The organism is Massilia sp. 01N417 (genome assembly GCF_056399645.1).
Map to the genome: position 1 here is coordinate 18,297 of NZ_JBFTRS010000016.1, position 22,743 is coordinate 41,039.

Annotated in this window: 24 protein-coding genes; 15 read left to right on the forward strand and 9 right to left on the reverse strand. The window is 65.2% G+C overall.

The annotated features are described in order from the left end of the window. Positions 1-39: 39 nt before the first annotated feature. A complete protein-coding gene (locus AC1DOQ_RS17135; RefSeq protein WP_477366718.1) occupies positions 40-1,260 on the forward strand; it encodes a CaiB/BaiF CoA transferase family protein in 1,221 nt (406 codons plus the stop codon). Here the strand turns inward: AC1DOQ_RS17135 and AC1DOQ_RS17140 are convergent, their stop codons facing one another. The 5 genes from AC1DOQ_RS17140 to AC1DOQ_RS17160 all read right to left on the reverse strand — a co-directional run bounded on the left by AC1DOQ_RS17140 (position 1,261) and on the right by AC1DOQ_RS17160 (position 4,329). Then, complete coding sequence (locus AC1DOQ_RS17140; protein ID WP_477366721.1) at positions 1,261-1,584, reverse strand: hypothetical protein; 324 nt, start codon at positions 1,582-1,584, stop codon at positions 1,261-1,263. A 217-nt stretch (positions 1,585-1,801) separates the two neighbouring features. Continuing rightward, on the reverse strand, positions 1,802-2,686 hold the full coding sequence (locus AC1DOQ_RS17145; RefSeq protein ID WP_477367022.1) for a hypothetical protein: 885 nt from the start codon (positions 2,684-2,686) through the stop codon (positions 1,802-1,804). A gap of 17 nt (positions 2,687-2,703) precedes the next feature. Further along, positions 2,704-3,486: a hypothetical protein gene (locus tag AC1DOQ_RS17150; RefSeq protein ID WP_477366724.1), complete on the reverse strand. Its 783-nt coding sequence runs from the start codon at positions 3,484-3,486 to the stop codon at positions 2,704-2,706. Beyond that, positions 3,483-4,007 carry a hypothetical protein gene (locus AC1DOQ_RS17155; protein ID WP_477366727.1) on the reverse strand — a complete coding sequence of 175 codons (525 nt, stop codon included), beginning with the start codon at positions 4,005-4,007 and terminating at the stop codon, positions 3,483-3,485. The genes AC1DOQ_RS17150 and AC1DOQ_RS17155 overlap by 4 nt, the downstream gene beginning before the upstream one ends. Before the next feature lie 31 nt (positions 4,008-4,038). Further along, positions 4,039-4,329, reverse strand: coding sequence for a DnaJ domain-containing protein (locus AC1DOQ_RS17160; RefSeq protein WP_230027315.1), 291 nt, complete (start codon positions 4,327-4,329; stop codon positions 4,039-4,041). A gap of 209 nt (positions 4,330-4,538) precedes the next feature. Between AC1DOQ_RS17160 and AC1DOQ_RS17165 the strand changes: the two genes are divergently transcribed. The 3 genes from AC1DOQ_RS17165 (at position 4,539) to AC1DOQ_RS17175 (ending at position 9,429) form a co-directional block, all read left to right on the forward strand. Then, positions 4,539-6,293 (forward strand): glutamine--tRNA ligase/YqeY domain fusion protein, encoded by a 1,755-nt coding sequence (locus AC1DOQ_RS17165; protein ID WP_477366730.1) that lies wholly within the window; start codon positions 4,539-4,541, stop codon positions 6,291-6,293. A 152-nt stretch (positions 6,294-6,445) separates the two neighbouring features. Further along, entirely contained in the window at positions 6,446-8,299 is a 1,854-nt protein-coding gene (locus AC1DOQ_RS17170; protein ID WP_477366733.1) for a sensor histidine kinase, read from the forward strand. 365 nt (positions 8,300-8,664) lie between these two features. Continuing rightward, entirely contained in the window at positions 8,665-9,429 is a 765-nt protein-coding gene (locus AC1DOQ_RS17175; protein ID WP_477366736.1) for a glycine-rich domain-containing protein, read from the forward strand. A 74-nt stretch (positions 9,430-9,503) separates the two neighbouring features. On the opposite strand, the gene AC1DOQ_RS17180 is transcribed toward AC1DOQ_RS17175, so the two are convergent. Together AC1DOQ_RS17180 and AC1DOQ_RS17185 are read right to left on the reverse strand one after the other, a co-directional pair. Continuing rightward, positions 9,504-9,779, reverse strand: a complete 276-nt coding sequence (locus AC1DOQ_RS17180) for a hypothetical protein (RefSeq protein ID WP_477366739.1) — start codon at positions 9,777-9,779, stop codon at positions 9,504-9,506. A gap of 158 nt (positions 9,780-9,937) precedes the next feature. Beyond that, positions 9,938-10,825 carry an NAD-dependent epimerase/dehydratase family protein gene (locus AC1DOQ_RS17185; RefSeq protein WP_477366742.1) on the reverse strand — a complete coding sequence of 296 codons (888 nt, stop codon included), beginning with the start codon at positions 10,823-10,825 and terminating at the stop codon, positions 9,938-9,940. Positions 10,826-10,837: 12 nt separating this feature from the next. Here AC1DOQ_RS17185 and AC1DOQ_RS17190 point away from each other — a divergent pair, with 12 nt between their 5' ends. The 5 genes from AC1DOQ_RS17190 (at position 10,838) to AC1DOQ_RS17210 (ending at position 15,145) form a co-directional block, all read left to right on the forward strand. Next, positions 10,838-11,866, forward strand: a complete 1,029-nt coding sequence (locus tag AC1DOQ_RS17190; protein WP_477366745.1) for a CDP-6-deoxy-delta-3,4-glucoseen reductase — start codon at positions 10,838-10,840, stop codon at positions 11,864-11,866. A 33-nt stretch (positions 11,867-11,899) separates the two neighbouring features. Then, positions 11,900-12,637: a class I SAM-dependent methyltransferase gene (locus AC1DOQ_RS17195; protein ID WP_477366748.1), complete on the forward strand. Its 738-nt coding sequence runs from the start codon at positions 11,900-11,902 to the stop codon at positions 12,635-12,637. A 126-nt stretch (positions 12,638-12,763) separates the two neighbouring features. Continuing rightward, positions 12,764-14,023 (forward strand): MFS transporter, encoded by a 1,260-nt coding sequence (locus tag AC1DOQ_RS17200; protein WP_477366751.1) that lies wholly within the window; start codon positions 12,764-12,766, stop codon positions 14,021-14,023. Continuing rightward, positions 14,023-14,685, forward strand: coding sequence for a DUF1345 domain-containing protein (locus tag AC1DOQ_RS17205; RefSeq protein WP_477366754.1), 663 nt, complete (start codon positions 14,023-14,025; stop codon positions 14,683-14,685). The genes AC1DOQ_RS17200 and AC1DOQ_RS17205 overlap by 1 nt, the downstream gene beginning before the upstream one ends. 76 nt (positions 14,686-14,761) lie before the next feature. Continuing rightward, positions 14,762-15,145, forward strand: coding sequence for an HPF/RaiA family ribosome-associated protein (locus AC1DOQ_RS17210; RefSeq protein WP_477366757.1), 384 nt, complete (start codon positions 14,762-14,764; stop codon positions 15,143-15,145). Here AC1DOQ_RS17210 and AC1DOQ_RS17215 read toward each other — a convergent pair. After that, positions 15,139-15,948 (reverse strand): helical backbone metal receptor, encoded by an 810-nt coding sequence (locus tag AC1DOQ_RS17215; protein ID WP_477366760.1) that lies wholly within the window; start codon positions 15,946-15,948, stop codon positions 15,139-15,141. The genes AC1DOQ_RS17210 and AC1DOQ_RS17215 overlap by 7 nt on opposite strands. A gap of 107 nt (positions 15,949-16,055) precedes the next feature. Between AC1DOQ_RS17215 and AC1DOQ_RS17220 the strand changes: the two genes are divergently transcribed. Continuing rightward, positions 16,056-17,015, forward strand: coding sequence for a GGDEF domain-containing protein (locus AC1DOQ_RS17220; protein ID WP_477366763.1), 960 nt, complete (start codon positions 16,056-16,058; stop codon positions 17,013-17,015). A gap of 85 nt (positions 17,016-17,100) precedes the next feature. After that, complete coding sequence (gene sbcB, locus AC1DOQ_RS17225) at positions 17,101-18,555, forward strand: exodeoxyribonuclease I (RefSeq protein ID WP_477366766.1); 1,455 nt, start codon at positions 17,101-17,103, stop codon at positions 18,553-18,555. A gap of 39 nt (positions 18,556-18,594) precedes the next feature. Here sbcB and pyrF read toward each other — a convergent pair whose 3' ends face one another. Beyond that, the gene (gene pyrF, locus AC1DOQ_RS17230; protein ID WP_477366769.1) at positions 18,595-19,416 is read right to left on the reverse strand and encodes an orotidine-5'-phosphate decarboxylase; all 822 of its coding nucleotides are present in this window, start codon (positions 19,414-19,416) and stop codon (positions 18,595-18,597) included. Between the two features lie 203 nt (positions 19,417-19,619). Here pyrF and AC1DOQ_RS17235 point away from each other — a divergent pair, with 203 nt between their 5' ends. The 4 genes from AC1DOQ_RS17235 to AC1DOQ_RS17250 are packed head-to-tail and all read left to right on the forward strand — an operon-like array spanning position 19,620 to position 22,442. Further along, positions 19,620-20,198: a LemA family protein gene (locus AC1DOQ_RS17235; RefSeq protein ID WP_477367025.1), complete on the forward strand. Its 579-nt coding sequence runs from the start codon at positions 19,620-19,622 to the stop codon at positions 20,196-20,198. 13 nt (positions 20,199-20,211) lie between these two features. Further along, positions 20,212-21,084: a TPM domain-containing protein gene (locus AC1DOQ_RS17240; RefSeq protein ID WP_477366772.1), complete on the forward strand. Its 873-nt coding sequence runs from the start codon at positions 20,212-20,214 to the stop codon at positions 21,082-21,084. Beyond that, a complete protein-coding gene (locus tag AC1DOQ_RS17245; RefSeq protein WP_477366775.1) occupies positions 21,084-21,605 on the forward strand; it encodes a TPM domain-containing protein in 522 nt (173 codons plus the stop codon). Before AC1DOQ_RS17240 ends, AC1DOQ_RS17245 begins: the two co-directional genes overlap by 1 nt. A gap of 60 nt (positions 21,606-21,665) precedes the next feature. Next, positions 21,666-22,442 (forward strand): SDR family NAD(P)-dependent oxidoreductase, encoded by a 777-nt coding sequence (locus tag AC1DOQ_RS17250; RefSeq protein WP_477366778.1) that lies wholly within the window; start codon positions 21,666-21,668, stop codon positions 22,440-22,442. The last annotated feature ends 301 nt before the right edge of the window (positions 22,443-22,743 follow it).

Sequence of the window (22,743 nt, forward strand, 5' to 3'; positions counted from 1 at the left end):
TATAATCCCTTCGATAATTACCCATCCATTGGAGACAGAATGGCAGCATTGAACCACATCCGCGTGCTCGATCTTTCGCGCGTGCTGGCCGGCCCCTGGTGCTCGCAGAACCTGGCCGACCTCGGCGCCGACGTGATCAAGATCGAGCGCCCGGACAGCGGCGACGATACCCGCGCCTGGGGTCCGCCGTATGCGCCCGGGCTTGACGGCAAGCCGACCGGCGAGGCGGCCTACTACCTGTCGGCGAACCGCGGCAAGCGTTCGGTGACGGTCGATATCGCCAGCCCGGACGGCCAGGCCCTGCTGCGCGAACTGGTGCGCCATTGCGACGTCGTGCTGGAGAACTTCAAGGTCGGCCAGTTGAAGCGCTATGGCCTGGACTACGAGTCGCTGAAGGCGGTCAAGCCGGACATCGTCTACTGCTCGATCACCGGCTTCGGTCAGGACGGTCCGTATGCGCACCGCGCCGGCTACGACTTCCTGATCCAGGGCATGGGCGGCCTGATGTCCGTGACCGGCGAACGCGACGAACTGCCGGGCGGCGGTCCGCAAAAGGCCGGCGTGGCCCTGACCGACCTGATGACCGGCATGTACGCGACCGTCGCCGTGCTGGCGGCGCTGACCCACCGCGACCGCACCGGAGAAGGCCAGTACATCGACATGTCCCTGCTGGACACGCAAGTGGCGATGCTGGCCAACGTCGGCAGCAACTACCTGAACAGCGGCAAGCGTCCCAAGCGCTGGGGCAATGCCCATGCCAACATCGTGCCCTACCAGACCTTCGCCTGCGCGGACGGCCACATCATCGTCGCCGCCGGCAACGACGGCCAGTACCAGAAGTTCGTGCAGGCCGGCGGCCGCCCCGAACTGGCGCTCGACGAACGCTTCGCCACCAACCCCCAGCGCGTGAAAAACCGCGACATCCTGGTTCCGCTGCTGGCCGATATGGTGAAGGAGCGCGGGCGCGACGAATGGATCGCGATGCTGGAAGATGTGGGCGTGCCCTGCGGGCCGATCAACAACCTGGACGAGGTGTTCGCAAACGAGCAGGTGAAGGCGCGCGGCATCGAGATGACCCTGCCGCACCCGACCGCGGGTGAGGTGAAGCTGGTGCGCAGCCCGATGCGGATGTCGGCCACGCCGGCCACCAGCGCCAAGGCGCCCCCGCTGCTCGGCCAGCATACCGAGGAGGTGCTGGCCGAGATCCTGGGCAAGAGCGGTGAGGAGATCACCGCCCTGAGGGAGAAGAAGGTTCTCTGATTAGTGGAGCTGGTGCTTCAGGTTGGAGAGTTCGGCGTGGACCTTGGTCACCGCCGTCTCCAGCTCCGGCGACATGCTCGATGCCGAGCGGCTGATCCGCTTGGCTTCGTCGCCCATCGATTCGAGGTTGTCGACCGCTTCGACCATGCGCTGCTGGTCGCTCGATTGCATCACCTGCTGGGCCTGCTGGGATTCGCGGGCCATTTTCTCGATACAGTCCTTCAGGTCGTCAGGGGCGTCGTGCGAACGGCAGGCCTGCTCGGCGTCCTTGATGGTTTGCTGGATGTGGGAAAAACGCTGCTGGATTTCGCGTGCTTGCAACATGTCGATCTCCTTGCTTTGTTGACGAAAGAGAGCTGCATGGTAGCCCTGTTGACCGGAGCATGGCGCACGAACGGCATGGATGAGCTGGCCAACTCGGCAATAAATTTGCCGGATTTGAGCAGCAAGAACCAACATCCTGCTGTTCAAGAAGATTTATTTGCCGAATCCTGGATTGATGTAGGGTGGGCGCGTCCGACGTGGGCACGGTGTGCCCACCCTACGGGTACTCGGCGTCGATCTCGGAACCGGCAAAGTTTTCCAGCTCGACGAACAGCTGCTTGAGCGGCATCCCGCCGCCGATGTCGCGGATGATGTCGCTGTTGCGGTAGAGGGCGATGCGCTCGGCGATGATGGCGTGGTGCGGCGCCGGAATGTTTTCCAGCAGCTGGGCCCAGCCGGTCTCGAAGTCCGGCTTGTTCTTGCGCACCGCCTTCACGAAGCGCTCGAACTCCTTCTGGCCGGTGCGCGCCACGATCCGCCCGCCGCCCTCGATGCCGAACACGATCGCCAGCGCGATCACGCCTTCGGCGTTCAGGTCCGGATCCTTGACCGGGCCTTCGTAGTGATGGCGGCGCAGCCACTGGGCCGCGCGCACGATCGCCTGCACGCCCTGGCGCTGCTTGAGCTGGCCCTGGTAACGCTCGTAGCCCGACCAGGTCTCGCCCGGATCGGCGGTGCAGATGTCGACGAACAGCTCCTTCAGGCGGCGCTGGGCGTACACCGGGTCGGTGTCGTACTCGCCCACCAGGCTGTCCTCGGGCAGCGCGGCCAGTTCGCGAATCAAACGGAAGCCCTGCTGGAACACCAGCTCGGCGCCTTCCGAGACCAGGATCCCGGCCGCGGCCTTGTCGCCGACTTCGTCGTCGGTTTCCTCTTCCAGCAGGTACTCCAGGCCCAGCGACATCCCGCCGACGCTCAAGAGCAAGGCGCGCTGGATGCCTTCGGCGGTGCGGTCGTTGGTGAACTTCTCGGCCACCATCGCGGTGATGCCGGCGAGTTCGTCGGCCAGGCCCGCCGCTTCGTCGGGCGTGGCGGTCTCCGCCAGGTGCCTGATCGCGCGGATCAGGCGAGGCAGCTTCTCGATAACGATTGCCGGCAGCATGCTTGCGATGGCTCCGTTCACGAGAAGATGTCCGTGCCCATGCTGCGGCGGGCGCTGCGCTTGGGCGTGCCGCGGACCGACGGCACCTGCTTGCGCAGGCGGTACAGCAGTTCGCGCGTGCCGCGATGCTGGAACTCCGACTCCTCGTCCGGGTCCTCCGGCAGCTCGACGTCGGCCAGGTCGGCGGTGTTGCGGTATTCCGGGAACAGCTCCAGCAGCGAACGCTCCCAGCCGTCCTCGCTGGCCTTGGCCAGGTCGATCGCCAGCGGCACGATGTCGCTGTCGGAGGTGGTCTGGCCCGTCACGTAGCGGCCGCGGCTGGAGATCTCGCCGGCCACTTCGAGGATCTCCTTCGGCGCCAGCGACCAGACGATGGCGAAGGCGGTCGCGCCCCAGTCGGAGCTGGAGGCCTCGCTCAGCAGCTCGTGGCGGCGGTCCTCGTCGTCGGTGGCGTAGACCACGCCGTGGATGTGGTTGAACAGGTTCTCGGCGATACGCTCGGGATCGTCCTCGATCATGTCGTCCGGCCAGGTGGCGGCCAGGTAGGCCAGGCTCTCGGCCCAGGCCTTCGGCGGCACCAGCAGGGTCGCCACCGAGGTCTTGGCGCCGTCGAAGCCGGCCAGGTGCAGGGCCGTCACCTGCGGCGGCAGGGTCGACAGCACCTCGGCCACGGCATAGTCGCCGTGCTCGTCGGCGGCCTTGGACAGGGCTTCCTCGGCGTGCTGCAGCGAGCCGGCCAGCACCAGTTCATTGACCTGCCGGGTCAGTGCCGGCAGATTGGATTTGGTTTCGTCGCTCATTCGCGCTCACCCTCCGGGTCGAAGATCTGCGTGAAATCGTCGCCGGCGGCGGTTTCATCCAGCTCGTCGTCGTCGCCTTCGTCGTCCTTCGCCAGCTGGTCGAGCGACTGGTCGTCGTCTTCCCAGCGCGCCTGGTTCTTGTACAGGAAGGCGGTGACGATGGCCTGGCGCGCCAGTTCCGGGTGGTTCTCGCAGATCGAGGCGTACATGGCCTTGCCTTCCTCATCCTTGCCGTCGGCGCCGTCGCAGTTGGCCATGGCAAAGACTTTTGCCGGATCGTCGCCTTCGTAGTCCATGGCTTCGCGGATCAGGCCCTTCGGATCCGTGAAACGGATGCGGTCGACCAGCGCGAAGGCCATCATGTTGACGTCGTCCAGGCCGTCGCCGTTGGCGTATTCCGACACCAGCGCCTGCACCATCATGTCGTAGTTCTTGCGATTCGGCGGATCGCCCAGCGTGCCTTCGATCTGGCCTTCCAGTTCGCGCGACTGGAAAGCGAATTCCGGATGTACTTTTTTCATGGTTGCTTCAATTCTTTCGTTAATGCCGCATTCAGTGCGGAAGGTTCACGCCATTCAGCGCGAACACCGAGCGCCACAATTCGAAGGCCTCACCTTCGGCATCGAGCACGATGCGGTGGTTGACGCTCTGGTTGTATTCGGCGCGCTTGGCCGGGTCCGACAGGACCTCGTAGGCCTTGGTGACGGCCTTGAAACGCGCTTCCGCGCCCGGCGCCTGGTTGCGGTCCGGGTGGTAGCGCATCGCGAGCGAGCGGTAGACTTTCTTGATCTCGTCGTCCGTCGCGTTCGGCGCGACGCCGAGGATCGCGTATAAATTTTCCACTTAGAACTCTCCGGCTGATGCCCGTAAAAACTTCAAACCGGGATTATCCTATAGAAAACGCCATCTTGACAGGCAGGACATGCCGCGCCGGCGGCCTTGTGGCGGGAGACAATATCCCCAAGTATGCCCAGAGGCCTCCCGGCAAACCGTGCGCTTTACCACATAGCTACGGTAAAATGCCTGCAATCTTACCCATCTAAAACTAATTCATGAGCAACGAGAAGAACTCCGCGGCGGCGGCACCTGCGCCGTCGTCGAATTTTGTGCGCGCGATCGTCGAATCCGACCTGGCGGCTGGCACCCACGAGCGCGAAGGCATGCCTTCCGTAATCACCCGCTTCCCGCCGGAGCCGAACGGCTACCTGCACGTGGGCCACGCAAAGTCGATCTGCCTGAACTTCGGCCTGGCACGCGACTACCAGGGCCGCTGCAACCTGCGCTTCGACGACACCAATCCGGAGAAGGAAGACCAGGAATACGTCGACACCATCATGGACAGCGTCAAGTGGCTGGGCTTTTCGTGGGAGCAAGGCGGCCAGGAGCACCTGCACTACGCCAGCGACTACTTCGACCAGCTGTACGCGATGGCCGAGTACCTGATCCAGAAGGGCTATGCCTACGTCGACAGCCAGAGCGCCGAGGACATGTCGCGCAACCGCGGCAACTTCGGTACGCCGGGCACCAACTCGCCGTTCCGCAACCGCCCGGTCGAGGAATCGCTGCAGCTCTTCCGCGACATGAAGGCCGGCAAGTACAAGGACGGCGAACACATCCTGCGCGCCAAGATGAGCGAAGACGCGATGTCCTCGCCCATCATGACCAACCGCGACCCGGCTCTGTATCGCATACGTCACGCGCATCACCATCGCACCGGCGACAAGTGGTGCATCTATCCGATGTATGACTACACCCACCCGATCTCGGATGCGCTGGAAAACATCACCCATTCGCTGTGCACCCTGGAATTCCAGGATCACCGCCCCTTCTACGACTGGCTGGTCGAGACCCTGGCCGAGGGCGGCTTCTTCCAGCGTCCGGTGCCGCGCCAGTACGAATTCTCGCGCCTGAACCTGACCTATGTGGTCATGTCCAAGCGCAAGTTGCGCCAGCTGGTCGACGAGAAGATCGTCACCGGCTGGGACGATCCGCGCATGCCCACCATCGTCGGCCTGCGCCGCCGCGGCTACACGCCGGAATCGATCCAGCTGTTCTGCGAGCGCATCGGCGTCAGCAAGGCCGATGGCTGGATCGACATGAGCACGCTGGAAGGCTCGCTGCGCGACGACCTCGATCCGAAGGCGCCGCGCGCGATTGCCGTGCTGCGTCCGCTGAAACTGATCGTCGACAATTTCCCGGAAGGCGAGACGGTCGAATGCAGCGCCCCGGTCCACCCGCACCACCCGGAGATGGGCCAGCGCAGCTTCCCGTTCACCAAGGAACTGTGGATCGAGCAGGAAGACTTCATGGAAGTCCCGACCAAGGGCTACCACCGCTTCAGCCCGCCGACCGCCGACAAGCCGGGTTCGCGCGTGCGCCTGAAGTATGGCTTCGTGGCCGAGTGCACCGGCTTCGACAAGGACGCGGACGGCAATGTGACCGCGGTGCACGTGAACTATTTCGAGGATTCGAAATCGGGCACCCCGGGCGCCGACAATTACAAGGTCAAGGGCAACATCACCTGGGTCAGCGCCGCCCACGCGCTCGAGGCCGAGGTACGCCTGTACGACCGCCTGTTCAGCGACCCGAATCCGGACGCCGGCGGCCGCGACTTCAAGGAATTGCTGAACCCGAACGCGCTGGAAACCGTCACCGCCTACCTGGAGCCGGGCCTGAAGTCGGCCGAAGCGGAACAGCGCTTCCAGTTCGAGCGCCACGGCTACTTCGTGGCCGACCGCGTCGATTCCCGGCCGGGCAAGCCGGTGTTCAACCGCGTGACCACGCTGAAGGATAGCTGGGGCAAGTAAGCCCTGCGCCGGCGGCCGACCGTGCCGCCTCCGCCGAAGCCCGGTTCCTGCCGGGCTTTTTTTTTCTTGGCGGCCACAACTAGTCGAACAGCTAGGTACGCCCTGGCGCCAAAGACCGTAAGTTGCAGCTGGTTACTATTCAGGGATGGCCGATGTCGAGGGTACTGAGAGACGCATTTTCGGTTACCCGGTTCTCGTTCTGGACCGGACTGCTGCTATCGTCCCTGATCGGCGGCATCGCCCACCTGTTCACGGCGCGTTCGATCGAGAGCGATGCCCAGCAGCGCTTTTTCAACCACTGCAAGTACGCCCAGAGCGTGATCGCAGTCCGGATCAAGTCCTATACCGACCTGCTGCGCGCCAGCGCCAGCACCCTGCAGAGCGCCGACACCGTGACGCAGCGCCTGTTCCACGATTACGTGAACGGCCTGAACCTGGCACGGGATTATCCCGCCCTCGACTTCATCAATTTCGCCGTGTACGTCCGCGCGAGCGAGCGCCAGGACTTCGTGCGCCGTTTGCGCGCCGAAAAGAGCGCGCTCGGGGCACGCGCCGCCCAACTGGACATCGTGCCGCCGAATACCCGGCCAGCCTATCTTCCGGTTGCCTATATCGAGCCGCAGGGGCAGCTGTCCGGCATGTACGGGTATGACCTGATGAGCAATCCCTATTTCGGCGACATGTTGTCGCGGGAGCGGGACGAAGGCACGGTGCAGGCCTCCGGCACGCCGATCCCGGTGCTGTCCCGTCCGAACGATGTCTACCTCGGCATGCGCATGCCCGTCTACCGGGCAGGCTTGCGGCGCGACAGCGTCGCGCAGCGCCGTACCGCCTACCTCGGATCGATCGGGATTGCCTTCAGCGTCACCAAGCTGCTGAAAGGGGTGATGGAAGAAATCTCGGTGCCGAACCTGAGGATGACCCTGTACGAGACCGGCCCCCATGTGGACGACGAAGCCGGCGACGATCCGGGGCGCAAGATGACGCTGTACGACAGCCAGGGCACCCTCGAGCGTCCCAGCCCTCCGCTCGACACCAGGCACGACCTGTTCACGGTGACCCTGCCGCTGGATTTCAACGGCCGTCCGTGGACGACCGTGTTCAGCGTGCCCAAGTCCGCCTTGTACACCGACTTCGACGTGCATTATCCGAACCTGATGATGGCTTTCGGTTTTCTCGGTTCGATGCTGTTGTTTGCGCTGGTGCAGACCCTGACGTCGTCGCGCCGCGCCGCGCTGGAACTGGCGAAGGAGATGACCAGCGAACTGCGCGAGAGCCAGAACAAGCTGCAGCTGTCGCACCAGAAGCTGCGCCGCCTTGCCGATCATGCCTACCAGATCAAGGAGCTGGAACGCAAACGCATCGCGCGCGAGATCCACGACGATCTCGGCCAGAACCTGCTGGCGCTGCGCATCGAAGGCGAGATGCTGGCCGCCCGCACCAAGTCAAGCCATCGCCACCTGCATGGACGCGCGCGCGAGACGCTGCAGCAGATCGATACCATCATCAAGAGCGTACGCCAGATCATCAACGACCTGCGCCCCACCGTGCTCGACCTCGGCCTGTCGGCTGCCGTCGAGTGGCAGGTCAACCAGTTCGAACGGCGCACCGGCATCCCCTGCGAGCTGCGCAACGAGCAGGGGGAGATCGCCCTGCCCGACCACTGCGCAACCGCATTTTTCCGCATCCTGCAGGAATCGCTGACCAATGTCGTGCGCCATGCGAACGCGACCAGGGTCTGGGTCGAGCTGAGCCTGAACGACGGCTGGCTGTCGCTCATGGTGCGGGATAACGGTTGCGGCCTGCCGCCGGGCGGACATCTCAAGTCCGGGTCCTTCGGCCTGGTCGGCATCGAGGAACGCGTCATCATCCTCGGCGGCACCTGTGCCGTGTTCAGCAAGCCCGGCGGCGGCACCACGGTGACGGTGTCGGCGCCGGTCGTGAACGCATGCGAGCATGTCCTGCAGGACCACCAGGAGCACGGCGCCGGTTCGGCCGTCATCTGAAGCAACCGGCGCCGATGCAGGCCGGTTCATCGCCCTCTTCCCTTTCTTCTCCGCCCAAGTCCCCGGCTCTGTATTTGCCATCGCGCACGGTTTTGCGCTGATCGATGCACAGCGGTTCCCGCTTTAGTACACCATTCCTCTTTGATAAATGTCAAATGAAAAACCAAAAACTTTAACATATATCAAAGCCTAAGCTTATTTCCTAAATTACATTAATCACATGCAGCGCACATCAAGAAGTCTGAAAATGCTGCCAAAAATCATCATGCACGATTGATAAATAGTTTAGCAGTTGCAACAGATGGAATTACAATGCGACAAGGGAAGCTGTTCAAAACATGCTGTCAATACATTTGAGGATGATCATGAACGCCAACGACCTGTTCAAAGCAGTGACCGAGCTCGACCTGGAACCGATCAAGATGAAGCTGATGCACGTCGAATCGGGAGAAGGCTGGAGCCTGGAGAAAGTCAACGCTGTAGAAAAGGAATACCGGCGCTTCCTGTGCCTGATGAAGCTGTTTCCTGAAGAAGATACCGCGCCGCTGGCCGATGTCGATACGTTCTGGCACTACCACATCCTCGATACCATGAAGTACGCCACCGACTGCGAGCGCGTGTTCGGCTACTTCCTGCACCACTATCCCTACGTCGGCATGGACGGCACCGAAGAAGACGAACAGTTCCGCCTCGACAGCGGCGACCGCATGCGCGACCTGTACGAAGCCACCTTCGGCGAGGCCTATCCGGGATCGTTTGTGGAAGCCGCCGAAGCGACCGCCTTCTGCGCAGGACCGTCGCGTGACAAGCTGAAAGCACGCGCCACCGAGGTCGCCTTCTGCGCCGGACCGTCGCGGGACAGGCTGAAAGCACGCGCCACCGAGGTCGCCTTCTGCGCCGGACCCTCGCGCGACAGGCTGAAAGCACGCGCCATCGACGTCGCCTTCTGCGCCGGACCGTCGCGTGACAAGCTGAAAGCAATCGGTACGAACGTCTCCAGCGAGATCGCCTTCTGTGCAGGCCCCTCGCGGGACAAGCTGAAAGCACGCGCCACCGGCATCTCCAGCGCCGTCGCCTTCTGCGCAGGCCCATCGCGCGACAGGCTGCAAGCCGAAGCCTGCCACCAATGACATTACCTTGATCCGGCCTTCCGCGCCGGATCTTCGCCGGGACGGGTTTTCGAGCCGGCCCGGCTTCCGGCGTATCAGGCCGCGGCAGCCCCGGAACCGGACTCGCCGCCGGCCCGCACCATCAGCGCGCGCAGTTCGCGAATGCTGTAATCGGACACCTCGTGCATGCGCAGCAGGATGGTCGCGCCGATCGGCAGCGTGTTATGGCGGATCTTGCTGATCACCGGCGGTGCGACTTCGAGCACGCGCGACAGCGCGGCGTCGTTCTTGAGCCTGAGTTTGTTGATGACGGCGTCGAGAACCCGGTTCGGGTCGTAGACGGAACCCTCCGGTATCCTTCTGATGGGCATGGTCTTCTTTCTAAAATAACAATCCGTGGGATATTCTTCACAACCCGCATAGGGTCGCGAAAAATCCGATAGTTTTGGGGTATGGGTAGTATTTATATGGCTGCGAAGCAGCTACCCCGAATGATACACGGACCAGTTATCTTTTGCTTAAGAGCACCTTATTTCGCCATTTCCCGCACCGCCACCTCGACCCGCGGATGGTGCAGCCGGGCCCGCAATTCGCGCTCGATGCGGCGGTTGTCGAGCCGGCGCGACTCCGACATGAAGGACAGCAGCATCGGCGAGACCGCCTTTTCCAGCTCGGCGCGCGGCAGGCGTGGCGGGCGCGGCAGTCCGAAGGCGTCGGCCACCAGGTCGAAGTAGTCGCCCATCTTCATATGGGTATCGTCGCTGGCGTTGTAGGCGCGGCCGGGCCGGGCCCGGAACAGGGCCAGCAGGGCCAGGCGGGCGAGATCGTCGGCGTGGATGTGGTTGGTGTAGACGTCGTCCGCCGCCGCCAGCGCGGGCGTGCCCTGGCGCAGCCTCTCGAGCGGCAGGCGCTCCGCCGCATAGATGCCGGGTGCGCGCAGGATGGACACCCGTCCGCCCGTGCCGACGGCCCAGGCGCGCAGCACCTGTTCGGCGTCGACACGGCGCCGGGCGCGGGCGTTGCGGGCGGCGCGCGGCGCGGTCTCGTCGATCAGGGCCCCTCCGCGATCGCCATAAACGCCGGAGGTGCTGATATAAACCACATGGGTCCCCTCGGGTAGAATGGCGGTCAAATTTCGCGTGCGCAAATCCAGGGCGCCCTGCCGCGGCGGCGGCGCCAGGTGCACGACCCATGGCGCCAGCCGCGCCAGGCGGCGCAGCGTGTCCGGCCGGTCGAGATCGGCCACGATGGGAATCGCCCCCGCGGCCCGCAGCTCGGCACGGCGCGCCGGCTGGCTGGTGACGGCGAACACGCGAAAGCGCTCCCTGACCAGCGGCAGCAGGCGCATGCCGACATCGCCGCAGCCCACGATCAGGAGGCGCGGCTTGTTGAACCTGACATTATTTAAAGTATTCATTCCGAGGATTGTATGACGTTCCAGATTACCGTTCAGCCCAGCGGCCACCACTACGAATGCGAGCAGGACGAAACCGTGCTCGCGGCGGCGATCCGCTCCGGCATCGGACTGCCGTATGGCTGCAAGAACGGCGCCTGCGGCTCCTGCAAGGGCAAGGTCGTCGAAGGGACCGTCCACCACAAGCCGCACCAGCAGCGCGCCCTGTCCGAACAGGAAAAGCTGCAGGGCTATGCGCTGATGTGCTGCGCCGTCCCCGAAGGCGACGTGACGATCGAGGCGCGCGAAGTCGGCGGCAGCACCGACTACCCGGTGCGCAAGATGCCGACCCGCGTGACCGCCATCCGCCGCGCCGCGCCGGACGTGGCCATCCTCAGCCTGCAGCTGCCGGCCAACGAAGCCCTCGCCTACCGCGCCGGCCAATACGTCGAATTCATGCTGAAGGACGGCAAGCGCCGCGCCTACAGCATCGCCAACGCGCCCTCCTTCAGCGGCCCGCTGGAACTGCACATCCGGCACCTGCCGGGCGGCCTGTTCACCGACCACGTGTTCTCGACTATGAAGGAGCGCGACATCCTGCGCTTCGAAGGTCCGCTCGGCACCTTCTTCCTGCGCGAGGAATCCGCCAAGCCGATCGTGCTGCTGGCTTCGGGCACCGGTTTCGCACCGGTCAAGGCCCTGGTCGAGCACATGATCCACCTGAAGTCGGCGCGTCCGGTCCACCTGTACTGGGGCGGCCGCCGTCCGCAGGACCTGTACATGCACGAACTGTGCGAACAGTGGGCGCGCGAGCTGCCGCACTTCCGCTACGTACCGGTGATCTCGGACGCCCTGCCGGAAGATGCGTGGACGGGCCGCGGCGGCTACGTGCACGCCGCCGTGATGCAGGATATTCCCGACCTGTCGGGCTACCAGGTGTATGCTTGCGGTGCGCCCATCATGGTCGACTCCGCGCGCCGCGACTACGTGGCCCAGTGCGGCCTGCCGGCCGAGGAATTCTACGCCGACGCCTTCACCACGGAGGCCGACCTGGCGCAGTCCTGAGGCGCTTTCTCAACTTCGATGAAGGGTCCAACCATGCGTAATCCGCTTCGCTCCGCCCTCGCCTTTTCCGCACTCTCCGCCGCGCTGCTGGCCGGCGGCCTGGTGTACGCCGCCGACCAGCCTGCCGGTTCCGGCTACCAGGCCGCGATCGCCAGCCCGATCCGCACCGACGACGACCGCAAGACCGACGCCAAGCGCAAGCCGGCCGAGTTCCTGGCCTTCGCCGAGGTCCGTCCCGGCATGAAGGCCCTGGACATCGCCTCGGGCGGCGGTTCCACCGCGTCCCTGCTGACGGCAGCCGTGGGTCCGAAGGGCGAGGTATGGGCCCAGAACGCGAAGCCGAATCCCAAGCTGCAGGAACGCGTGGGCGGCTCGACCCTGCCCAACCTGCACGCGGTGGTCGCGGATTTCAACGATCCGGTCCCGAAAGGCACGCCGCCGCTGGACCTCATCACCATCAACATGTCCTACCACGACATCGCCAACACCCCGACCGACCGCGCGGCGATGAACAAGCGCCTGTACGAAGCGCTGAAGCCGGGTGGCCTGCTGGTCATCGTCGACAACGCGGCCAAGAAGGGCGCCGGCCTGACGGCCACCAAGACCCTGCACCGCATCGACGAAGACACCGTGGTCCAGGAAATCACCAAGGCCGGTTTCAAGCTCGATGCGCGCAGCGACTACCTGCACGTGGCGTCGGATCCGCGCGAGCAGCCTTTCTTCAAGATGGAGACGCCGGACGACAAGTTTGCGCTGAGGTTCAAGAAGTAACCGTAGGGTGGGCACTCCGTGCCGACCCTACGTCATTACGGCCGTGCGCGGCCGTAATGACTGCGCACTGTCCCGACATCAGGCACAATGAGCGTTGGCATTCCTGCCACCATCTCATTCCACTTTATGTCACTGATTTCCCCCACGGGCCGCCTCGGCGTCCTGCGCAACCGTAATCTCGCCTTTTATCTTTCCGCCCGCTTCCTGGGCACGCTCGCGGTCCAGATGCAGAGCGTGGCCGTCGGCTGGCAGGTGTACCAGATCACCCACAGCCTGTTCGACCTCGGCCTGATCGGCCTGGCCCAGTTCGCGCCCTTCCTGGTGCTGATCCTGTGGGCCGGCCACGTCGCCGATACCCACAACCGCCGCACCATCGTCCTGTGGTGCCTGGGCACCCAGCTGCTGTGCAGCCTGCTGCTGGTGCTGTTCACCCTGTCCGGCAGCACCGTCGTGTGGCCGGTGTATGCGGTGCTGGTGCTGTACGGCAGCGCGCGCGCCTTCATGATGCCCGCCCAGCAGGCCGTGCTGCGCAACCTGGTGTCGACCCAGGAGTTCTCGCAGGCGGTCGCGCTGAGCTCCTCGAACATGCAGGTGGCGATCATCCTCGGCCCGGTGCTGGGCGGCCTGCTGTACGTGTTCGGGCCGAACGTCGTGTACGCGGTGTCGAGCACCCTGCTGGCGCTGTCGGTGCTGCTCATGAAAGGCACGAAGAGCGCGCCGCAGGCGATGAACAAGGCACCGGTCAGCTGGCATACCCTGCTCGAAGGCTTGCGCTTCGTGTGGACCCGCCCGATCGTGCTGGGCGCGATTTCGCTCGACCTGTTCGCGGTGCTGTTCGGTGGCGCCACCGCCCTGCTGCCGGCCTATGCCCACGATGTGCTGCAGGCCGGCCCCACCAGCCTGGGCCTGTTGCGCACCGCGCCCGGCGCCGGCGCGGCCCTGTGTTCGATCGCGCTGGCCTTCTGGCCGATCACGCGCAGGGTCGGCGCCTGGATGTTCGGCGGGGTCGCCCTGTTCGGCGCCGCCACCGTCACCATGGGCCTGGTCCACAGCTTCGGCATCGCCCTGGCCGCCTTGTTCCTGCTCGGCGTCGGCGACATGGTCAGCGTCTACATCCGCCACCTGCTGGTGCAGTACGAGACTCCGGACGAGATCCGCGGCCGCGTCAGCGCCGTCAACTCGGTCTTCATCGGCGCCTCGAACGAGCTGGGCGAATTCGAATCGGGCCTGACCGCCAGCTGGTTCGGCCTGGTGCGCGCGATCCTGTTCGGCGGTGCCGCCACGCTGGTGGTCACCGGCACCTGGATGAAGCTGTTCCCGGTGCTGTCGCGCATGGACCGCTTTCCCCACCACGAGGCGGAAGTCGCCGCACAGAAAGCCGGTTAATGGACAAGTCCTTCCTCCGCCACCTCATCCACAACCGGCCGCACCTGACGCTGGCGATCGCGCTCGGCGCCGCCGTCGGCCTGCTGTGGCCGGAGTCCCACCCCTGGCTGCGGCGCGCCCTGGTCGGCTGGAATGCGGGGGTCTGGTCCTACCTGCTGGGGATGGGATGGATGATGCTGCGGGCCGACCACCACAAGGTCCGCAGGATCGCGAGCCGGGATGACGAGAGCGCCGGCACCGTGCTGTTCTCGCTGGTCGTCGGCGCGATGCTGAGCCTGTACGCCATCGTCTCCGAACTGGCGCACATGGACCACCTGCCCGCCGACAAAATCGCGCTGCACTATGCCTTCACGGCCCTCACGGTAATCGGTTCCTGGCTGCTGGTCGGGGTGCTGTTCTGCCTGCACTACGCCCACCTCTACTACCGCGCGCCCGCCGGCAGGCAGCCGCTGCGCTTCCCGGACGAGGGACTGGAGCCGGATTACTGGGACTTCCTGTACTTCTCGTTCACGATCGCGGTCGCGGTCCAGACCTCGGACGTCACCGTGATGACGCGCTCGATGCGCAAGCTGGTCCTCGGCCATTCGGTGCTGGCCTTCTTCTTCAACGTGCTGATCCTGGGCCTGTCGGTGAACATCGCGGCCAGTCTCGTGAACACCTGAACGCTTTCATCTGGGCGCGGCGAATTCCGGGGACGGTGTAAGATCGTTTCAACAGTGTCAACTATTGGAGCGTCTTATGGAAATCAACGTTAATACCGACAACACCATCGACCGCCACCAGGGTCTGGACGAACGCGTGCGCGACCTCGTCGAATCGAGCATCGGCCGTTTCGAGCAGGTCCGCCGCGTGGACGTCCACCTGAGCAACCAGAACGGCCAGAAACACGAAGACGGCGACAACTACTGCATGATGGAAGCACGCGTGGCCGGCTACGATCCGGTGGTCGTGCACGCCCACGCCGCCGACCTGCACCTGTCGATCTCGGGCGCGGCCGGCAAACTCAAGCGCGCACTGGACAGCGCCCTGGGCCGCCTCAACGACAAGAACAAGCGCGATGCCGTCCCGCTGGATCCCGAGGTTCCCATCGAGTCCTACAAGGGACTGACCGATAATCAGTAGGTTCCATCCACCATGGCCCTCAGCTTGCGCAGATAGCGCAAGCCTTCGAGGGCGCGGCTGCCGTACCAGGACATCATCTCGCCGTCGACCAGGAACACCGGAATGCCGATCTGCTTTTCCAGCGCATCGGCATGCTCTTCGGTGAAGCGATAGGGCTCGGTCGACAGCAGCACCGCATCGAGCCCGTCCACCAATCCCTGCGACCAGTCGAAACGCGGATAGCGCTCGCCCCCCCCCAGCGCCGGCACCTGCCAGCCCAGTTCGGCCAGCATGCTGGCGATATAGGTCTCCTTCGATACCGTCATCCACGGATCCTGCCAGATGCAGTACAGCACCGTGCGCGCCGGTCCGGGAAGAAGCCGCTTCAGGGATGCGTACTCGGCCTCGAAGTCGGCGCACCAGCGCGCCGCCGCTTCGTCCACACCGAAGATCCCGCCCATCAGGCGTGCCAGCGCCAGGTTGTCGCGCGGCGCGTTCGGATGCGTGACCACCACGTGCGGCACGAACTCCGCCAGCCGCTCCACGGTCTGCTTCTCGTTCTCGTCGATGTTGACCACCACGTGGGTCGGCGCCAGCTTGCGGATCTTTTCGATGTTGACGTCCTTGGTGCCGCCGACCTTGGGGATGGTGGCGACCACGTCGCGGGGATGGATGCAGAAGCCGGTGCGTCCGGCCAGCTTGCCGGCCAGGCCCAGCTCGCACAGCAGTTCGGTAATCGAAGGCACCAGGCAGACGATGCGGGCGTCCGGCGCGGGCTCGTGACCTTGCCCGAGTGCGTCAATAAGAGGATTCGAAGGATTCATCCCTCTATTGGAACACTGTTGTTTATCCGGCGCCAAGTCTCGGCGTAGTTGTTGCGATGGGTTATGATTTCGAGCTTGTCAATATTCTTCATCGACCCAGGCTTACATTGAACCTCACCGGCACCTTCGGCGCATCCCGCTACACGATCCGCGACCTGCAGCTGTTCCGCGACGCCGACACCCCGGCGGTGGCGGCGCTGCTGGCCGCCTGCCCGGTGGTCGGCGTCGGCAAGGGCGAGCCGGTCGAGGACGGCCTGCGCGCCCGCCTCTACGTGGTGCTGTCGGGCTCGCTCGGCGTGCAGCCGGCCACCGCCGCCGGCGAAGGCGAGATCGAGCGCATCCTGCCCGGCGAAAGCGTTGGCGAGCAGTCGGTGCTGGACGATGCCGCCAACCTCGACGCCATCACCGCGCTGGAAGACAGCGAACTGCTGGTGATCGAGCCCGACATGGTGTGGCGCCTGATCGACGAAGCCAACGGCGTCGCCCGCAACCTGCTGCGCATGCTGTCCTTCCGCATCCGCGCCGCCAATGCCCTGCTGCGGCGGCGCCAGAAGCTGGGCGAGTTCTACCGCCAGCTGTCGATGAACGACGGCCTGACCGGGCTGTACAACCGCGCCTGGCTGAACGACATGCTGCCCAAGCTGGTCGCCCGCAGCCGCATGGACGGCACCCCGCTGTCGCTGGTGATGATCGACCTCGACCACTTCAAGCGCTTCAACGACACCCACGGCCACATGGCCGGCGATACCGCCCTGGCCACCGCCGCCGCCGCGATCCGCAGCGCCCTGCGGCCGTCCGACTTTGCGGTGCGCTACGGCGGCGAGGAGCTGATGGCGATCCTGCCGAACACCAACCGCACCCTGGCGGTGATGGTGGCCGAGCGCCTGTGCGGGCGCATGCGCGAGGCGGTCGTGTTCGACGACATGCGCATCGCCCTGCCCCACCTCACCGGTTCCTTCGGCGTCGCCAGCCTGGGCCCCGGGCAGGACGAGCGCAGCCTGGTCGAGGCCGCCGACGCGGCCCTCTACCGCGCCAAGCAGGCCGGACGCGACCGCATCCACACCTGAAAGTTCCGTGCCCGATCTTGCTTCCCGACTGGAGATGAGCAAGCCGGCAAGTTAGAATGGCCCGTCGCAATTCATGAGTACCCCCGTGAGCAACCACACTTTCCTCTGGCACGACTACGAAACCTTCGGCGCGGTGCCGCGTCGCGATCGCCCGGCCCAGTTCGCCGCGATCCGCACGGACGCCGAGCTGAACGAGATCGGCGAGCCGGTCATGATCTACTGCCAGCCGGCGCCCGACTACCTGCCGGATCCCCAGGCTTGCCTGATCACCGGCATCACGCCCCAGCACTGCCTGGAGCATGGCGTGCCGGAGCACGAGTTCGCGCGGCAGATCTGCGACGCCTTCAGCGAGCCGGGCACGGTCGGGGTCGGCTACAACACCATCCGCTTCGACGACGAGGTCACGCGCTTCCTCTTCTGGCGCAACATGATCGACCCGTATGCGCGCGAATGGCAGAACGGCTGCGGCCGCTGGGACTTGCTGGACGTGGTGCGCATGACCTATGCTCTGCGCCCGGACGGCATCCAGTGGCCGATGCGCGAGGACGGCAAGCCCAGCTTCCGCCTCGAAGACCTGACCCGCGCCAACGGCCTGGCGCACGAGGCCGCGCACGACGCCCTGTCCGACGTGCGCGCCACCATCGCGATGGCACGCCTGATCCGCAGCAAGCAGCCGAAGCTGTTCGACTTCTGCCTGGAACTGCGCCGCAAGGACAAGGTGGCCAGCGAGATGGGCCTGCACCTGGAGCGCAGCCAGCGCCGCCCCGTCCTGCACGTGTCCGGCATGTTCCCGGCCGAGCGCGGCTGCCTGGGCCTGGTGTGGCCGCTGGCCTCCCACCCGACCAACAAGAACGAGGTGCTGGTCTGGGATTGCCGCCACGACCCCTCCGAGCTGTTCGCCCTGAGCGTGGACACGATCCGCGAGCGCCTCTTCACGCGCGCCGCCGAGATGCCCGAGGGCGTCTCCCGGCTGCCGATCAAGAGCGTGCACCTGAATAAGTCGCCGATGCTGGTCGGGAACCTCAAGACCCTGAACCCGGCGCTGGCGGCGAAGTGGGAGCTGGACGTCGAACAATGCCTGGCGCACGCGCGCATTGCGGCCGGCGGGCCGGACATGAGCGCGGTGTGGCAGAAGGTATTCCAGCGCCCTGGCGCCGAGCCGGGTGCCGGTGTCGATGTCGACGAAGACCTGTACGGCGGTTTCGTCTCGCAGGGCGACCGCCGCCAGCTGGAAGCGCTGCGCATCGAACAGCCGGCCCGCCTGGCCGAGCGCCAGCCCAGCTTCGAGGACGAAAGGCTGGCCCAGCTGCTGTTCCGCTACCGCTGCCGCAACTTCCCGCACACGCTGCAGGAGCATGAGCTGGAAAGCTGGGAGGCGCACCGCGCGGCGCGCCTGTTCGACGGCCTGGGCGGGGCGCGCACCATCGAGCAGCTGTTTGCCGAGATCGATGCGCTGTCGGAGACGGCGGATGAGCGTGCCGAGGAGATCCTGGGGGCGCTCTACGATTACGCGGAGTCGATTGCGCCGCAGCGGTATTGATTGTCATGCGTGGGCACGGTGTGCCCACGCCAAGGTCGGTTACGCGCGATACTGGTTGATCGCGTCGCGCGTCTCCATCGCCACGCGGCGCGCCGCGGCGGCGAAATCTTCATCGCCCTGCGGCTGCGCGTACAGGATGGCGCGCGAGGAATTGATCATCATGCCGGCACCGTCGGCCGTGCGGCCCGATTTCACGGTCGCCTCGATGTCGCCGCCCTGGGCACCGATGCCCGGCACCAGCAGCGGCATGTCGCCCACCAGGGCGCGCACCTGGGCCAGCTCCTGCGGGAAGGTGGCGCCGACCACCAGCGCGCACTGTCCATGCCGGTTCCACTTGTCCGCCACCATCTGGGCCACGTGCTGGTACAGCGGGCGTCCGCCGACGTCGAGGAACTGCAGGTCCGAGCCGCCCGCGTTCGAGGTGCGGCACAGGACGATCACGCCGCGGTCCGGCCACTCCATATACGGTTCGACCGAGTCGAAGCCCATGTAGGGGCTGACGGTAACGGCATCGGCGCCGTAGCGGTCGAAGGCTTCGCGCGCGTACTGGCGCGCGGTGGCGCCGATGTCGCCGCGCTTGGCGTCCAGGATCAGGGGGATGTGCGGATAACTCTGCTTCAGGTAATGGCAGACCGTTTCGAGCTGGTCTTCGGCGCCGAGGGCGGCGAAATAGGCGATCTGCGGCTTGAAGGCGCAGGCCAGGTCGGCGGTCGCGTCGATGATGGCCTTGCAGAATTCGGCGATGCCGTCCGGCCGGTCGCGCATCTGTTCTGGCAAGCGCTCGAGGTCGGGATCGAGTCCGACGCACAGCAGGGAATCGTTGCTGCGCCAGGCGGCATTCAGCTTGTCGATGAAGTTCATGGCAGGCCCTTGTCTCTTGTTGCAAACCCACTATTGTACCGTGCCGCGTGCGCGCTGCCGACCCTGCACATGGGCAGGACGCCACAGCAAGGCCAATTCGGGTATATTTTTATCATTCGACAACTGGCGATGGATACCCGACGATGCAAAAGACGAACAAGCCCACTTCTATGACGCCTTCCCTGTTCACGCGCCTGGCCGGCATGCTGCTGGCCGCGGTCCTGGCCGGTTCCGCACTGTCGGGCTGCGGCTATAACGAATTCCAGGCCAAGGACGAGGCGACCAAGGCGGCCTGGAGCGAGGTCGTCAACCAGTACCAGCGCCGCGCCGATCTGATCCCGAACCTGGTCAACACGGTCAAGGGCTATGCCTCGCACGAGAAGGATACGCTGGAAGCCGTCACCCGGGCGCGCGCCGCCGCCACCAGCTTCCAGATCACGCCGGAAGTGCTGAACAATCCGGAAGCCTTCCAGAAGTTCCAGCAGGTGCAGGGCGAACTGAGCAACGCGCTGTCGCGCCTGATGGCGGTGTCCGAGAACTACCCGAACCTGAAGGCCGACACCCAGTTCCGCGACCTGCAGTCGCAACTGGAAGGCACCGAGAACCGCATCACCGTGGCGCGCCAGCGCTACATCGCCTCGGTCCAGGAGTACAACGTGCTGGCGCGCAGCTTCCCGACCAACCTGACTGCCAAGATGTTCGGCTACCAGCCCAAGCCTTCCTTCACCGTCGAGAACGAGCGCTCGATCTCGACCGCGCCGAAGGTCGACTTCGGCAAGTGACGGGAGCGTCGCGATGAACCCGGTGCTGCGCCTGTTCCAGGGCCTCGCCCTCGCCTTCGCCCTGCTGCTCGCGGGGCAGGCCCATGCACAGCTCAAGCCGGTGCCGCCGCTGACCGCGCGCGTCACCGACCAGGCCGGAATGCTGACGGCCGAGCAGCGCCAGAATCTCGAACGCGTGCTGGCCGACTACGAGACCCGGACCGGCAGCCAGATCGCCGTGCTGCTGGTGAAGTCGACCGAGCCGGAAGCCATCGAGCAGTACGGGATCCGCGTCACCGATGCCTGGAAGCTGGGCCGCAAGGGCGTCGACGACGGCGTGCTGCTGCTGGTCGCGCGCGACAATCCCTCCTCGCTGCGGCGCCTGCGCATCGAAGCCGGGCGCGGCGTGCAGGGCGTGCTGACCGACGCCCAGTCCAAGCGCATCCTGCAGGACACCATCGCGCCCCACTTCCGCCAGAACGATTACTACGGCGGCCTGGTCGCCGGCGTGGGCGCCATTTCCGCCCTGCTGGACCAGGAAAAATTCCCGGCGCCCCAGGCCCAGCAGGGGCAGGCGCAGCAACAGGCGGAAAGCGATGACGGCGGGCCCGGCATCGTGATGAGCATCTTCTTCATCGTCATCGGCATCGCGGTCCTGCGCTCGTTGTTCGGGCGGCGCCGCAGCCGCTTCGTGCAGCCGGGCCCTGGCGGCGGCTGGAACAATGGCTGGAACAGCGGCGCGGCCGGCTTCGTCCTCGGCAATATCCTCAGCAATATGGAAAACCAGCGGCGCGGCGGTGGCGGCTTCTCGGGCAGCGGCGGCTTCTCCGACAGCGGCTTTTCGGGCGGCGGCTTTTCCGGCGGCGGCGGGAGCTTCGACGGCGGCGGCGCCTCGGGAGACTGGTGATGAGCGCGCCACAACATCAGCCCGGCCGCCTGCGCCGCACCCTGCGCCACCTGCTCAGCACCAGGACCGAAGCGGCGCGCATCTTCCCGCCCGACACCCTGACGGCCATCGCCGAGGCGATCACGGCCGGCGAGCGGACCCACCGCGGCGAAGTCCGGCTGATCGTCGAGAAATCCCTGCCGCTGGCGGCGGTCTGGGCCGACGTGACGAACCGCCAGCGCGCGCTGGCCCTGTTCGCCGACTACGGGATCTGGGATACCGAGGAGAATTGCGGCGTCCTCATCTACGTCAACCTGGCCGACCACAAGGTCGACATCGTGGCCGACCGCGGCATCGACCGCCGGATCGACGCGGCCACCTGGCAGGCGGTCTGCCGCACGATGACGGCCGGCTTCGCCCAGGGACGCTTCCACGAGGCCACGCTGGATGCCGTCGGCCAGGTCAATGCGCTGCTGCGCCAGCACTTCCCGTCGAACGGCGCGCGGCCGAACGAGTTGCCGGACAAACCCTTGATGTTGTAGCGATCATGCTCCGACGGGCCGGTACAATGACGGGATTTTCAGCCACCAGGAAAGCCAGCCATGAAACTTGCCCAGAAAGTCGCCATCGTCACCGGAGCCAGCCGGGGAATCGGATATGCCTGCGCCGAACGCCTGGTGCGCGAAGGCGCGCGCGTGATGCTGGTCGACGTGCGCCAGGAAGGCGCGGCGGCGGCCGAAGCGCTCGGCGACAATGCCCGCTTCTTTTGCGCCGACGTCAGCCAGAAATCCGACGTCGACGCGATGCTGGCCGCGACCCTGTCCGCCTTCGGCCACATCGACATCCTGGTCAACAATGCCGGCGTCACCCATGCCGCCAGCTTCCTCGAACTCGCCGAGGAAGACTTCGACCGCGTGCTGCGCGTCAACCTGAAGTCGATGTTCCTGTGCAGCCAGGCGGTAGCGCGCGAGATGGTCAAGCGCACCGACACGGACAAGCGCGGCTGCATCATCAACATGTCGAGCGTGAACGCCGAGCTGACCATTCCCAACCAGATCCCCTACGTCGTCTCGAAGGGCGGCGTGAACCAGCTGACCCGGGTGGCGGCGATCGCCCTGGCCGAACACGGCATCCGCGTGAATGCGATCGGCCCCGGCACCATCCTGACCGAACTGGCGAAGAATGCCGTGATGGGCAGCCCGGAAGCGCGCCACACCATCCTGTCGCGCACGCCCCTCGGCCGCTGCGGCGAGCCGGAGGAGATCGCCGGCATCGCAGCCTTCCTCGCCAGCGACGACGCCTCGTATATCACCGGCCAGACCTTGTACGCGGACGGCGGCAGGATGGCGCTGAATTACACGGTGCCGGTAAAGGAATGAAGCGGACCTGGGTGAACTCATCAATTATCAGCTTTGCGAATATCACATATCCATAAACAAAATTGGACATATATATCGCGCCGCAACATAATCTCACCTGTCTCCACTATTCTCCTCCAAGAAAATAGTTTGAAGCCCGCCGATGAAGCGGGCTTTTTTTTTGTCTGGCGTTCGCGTTCCGTTCGGGGATGATCGATAGACCGATCTCAACCGAGTTCGTTCTCAGTCAACCGCCGATTACTTGAGGCGTGTCATGTCCGGGTCACATTCGCCTCCTATACTGGGTTCATCTGCATACACG

Coding starts and splice junctions, on each gene's coding strand:
- AC1DOQ_RS17135 (WP_477366718.1), top strand. CDS start 40: ATGGCAGCATTGAACCACATCCGCGTGCTCGATCTTTCGCGCGTGCTG.
- AC1DOQ_RS17140 (WP_477366721.1), bottom strand. CDS start 1,584: ATGTTGCAAGCACGCGAAATCCAGCAGCGTTTTTCCCACATCCAGCAA.
- AC1DOQ_RS17145 (WP_477367022.1), bottom strand. CDS start 2,686: ATGCTGCCGGCAATCGTTATCGAGAAGCTGCCTCGCCTGATCCGCGCG.
- AC1DOQ_RS17150 (WP_477366724.1), bottom strand. CDS start 3,486: ATGAGCGACGAAACCAAATCCAATCTGCCGGCACTGACCCGGCAGGTC.
- AC1DOQ_RS17155 (WP_477366727.1), bottom strand. CDS start 4,007: ATGAAAAAAGTACATCCGGAATTCGCTTTCCAGTCGCGCGAACTGGAA.
- AC1DOQ_RS17165 (WP_477366730.1), top strand. CDS start 4,539: ATGAGCAACGAGAAGAACTCCGCGGCGGCGGCACCTGCGCCGTCGTCG.
- AC1DOQ_RS17170 (WP_477366733.1), top strand. CDS start 6,446: ATGTCGAGGGTACTGAGAGACGCATTTTCGGTTACCCGGTTCTCGTTC.
- AC1DOQ_RS17175 (WP_477366736.1), top strand. CDS start 8,665: ATGAACGCCAACGACCTGTTCAAAGCAGTGACCGAGCTCGACCTGGAA.
- AC1DOQ_RS17180 (WP_477366739.1), bottom strand. CDS start 9,779: ATGCCCATCAGAAGGATACCGGAGGGTTCCGTCTACGACCCGAACCGG.
- AC1DOQ_RS17185 (WP_477366742.1), bottom strand. CDS start 10,825: ATGAATACTTTAAATAATGTCAGGTTCAACAAGCCGCGCCTCCTGATC.
- AC1DOQ_RS17190 (WP_477366745.1), top strand. CDS start 10,838: ATGACGTTCCAGATTACCGTTCAGCCCAGCGGCCACCACTACGAATGC.
- AC1DOQ_RS17195 (WP_477366748.1), top strand. CDS start 11,900: ATGCGTAATCCGCTTCGCTCCGCCCTCGCCTTTTCCGCACTCTCCGCC.
- AC1DOQ_RS17200 (WP_477366751.1), top strand. CDS start 12,764: ATGTCACTGATTTCCCCCACGGGCCGCCTCGGCGTCCTGCGCAACCGT.
- AC1DOQ_RS17205 (WP_477366754.1), top strand. CDS start 14,023: ATGGACAAGTCCTTCCTCCGCCACCTCATCCACAACCGGCCGCACCTG.
- AC1DOQ_RS17210 (WP_477366757.1), top strand. CDS start 14,762: ATGGAAATCAACGTTAATACCGACAACACCATCGACCGCCACCAGGGT.
- AC1DOQ_RS17215 (WP_477366760.1), bottom strand. CDS start 15,948: ATGAATCCTTCGAATCCTCTTATTGACGCACTCGGGCAAGGTCACGAG.
- pyrF (WP_477366769.1), bottom strand. CDS start 19,416: ATGAACTTCATCGACAAGCTGAATGCCGCCTGGCGCAGCAACGATTCC.
- AC1DOQ_RS17235 (WP_477367025.1), top strand. CDS start 19,620: ATGCTGCTGGCCGCGGTCCTGGCCGGTTCCGCACTGTCGGGCTGCGGC.
- AC1DOQ_RS17240 (WP_477366772.1), top strand. CDS start 20,212: ATGAACCCGGTGCTGCGCCTGTTCCAGGGCCTCGCCCTCGCCTTCGCC.
- AC1DOQ_RS17245 (WP_477366775.1), top strand. CDS start 21,084: ATGAGCGCGCCACAACATCAGCCCGGCCGCCTGCGCCGCACCCTGCGC.
- AC1DOQ_RS17250 (WP_477366778.1), top strand. CDS start 21,666: ATGAAACTTGCCCAGAAAGTCGCCATCGTCACCGGAGCCAGCCGGGGA.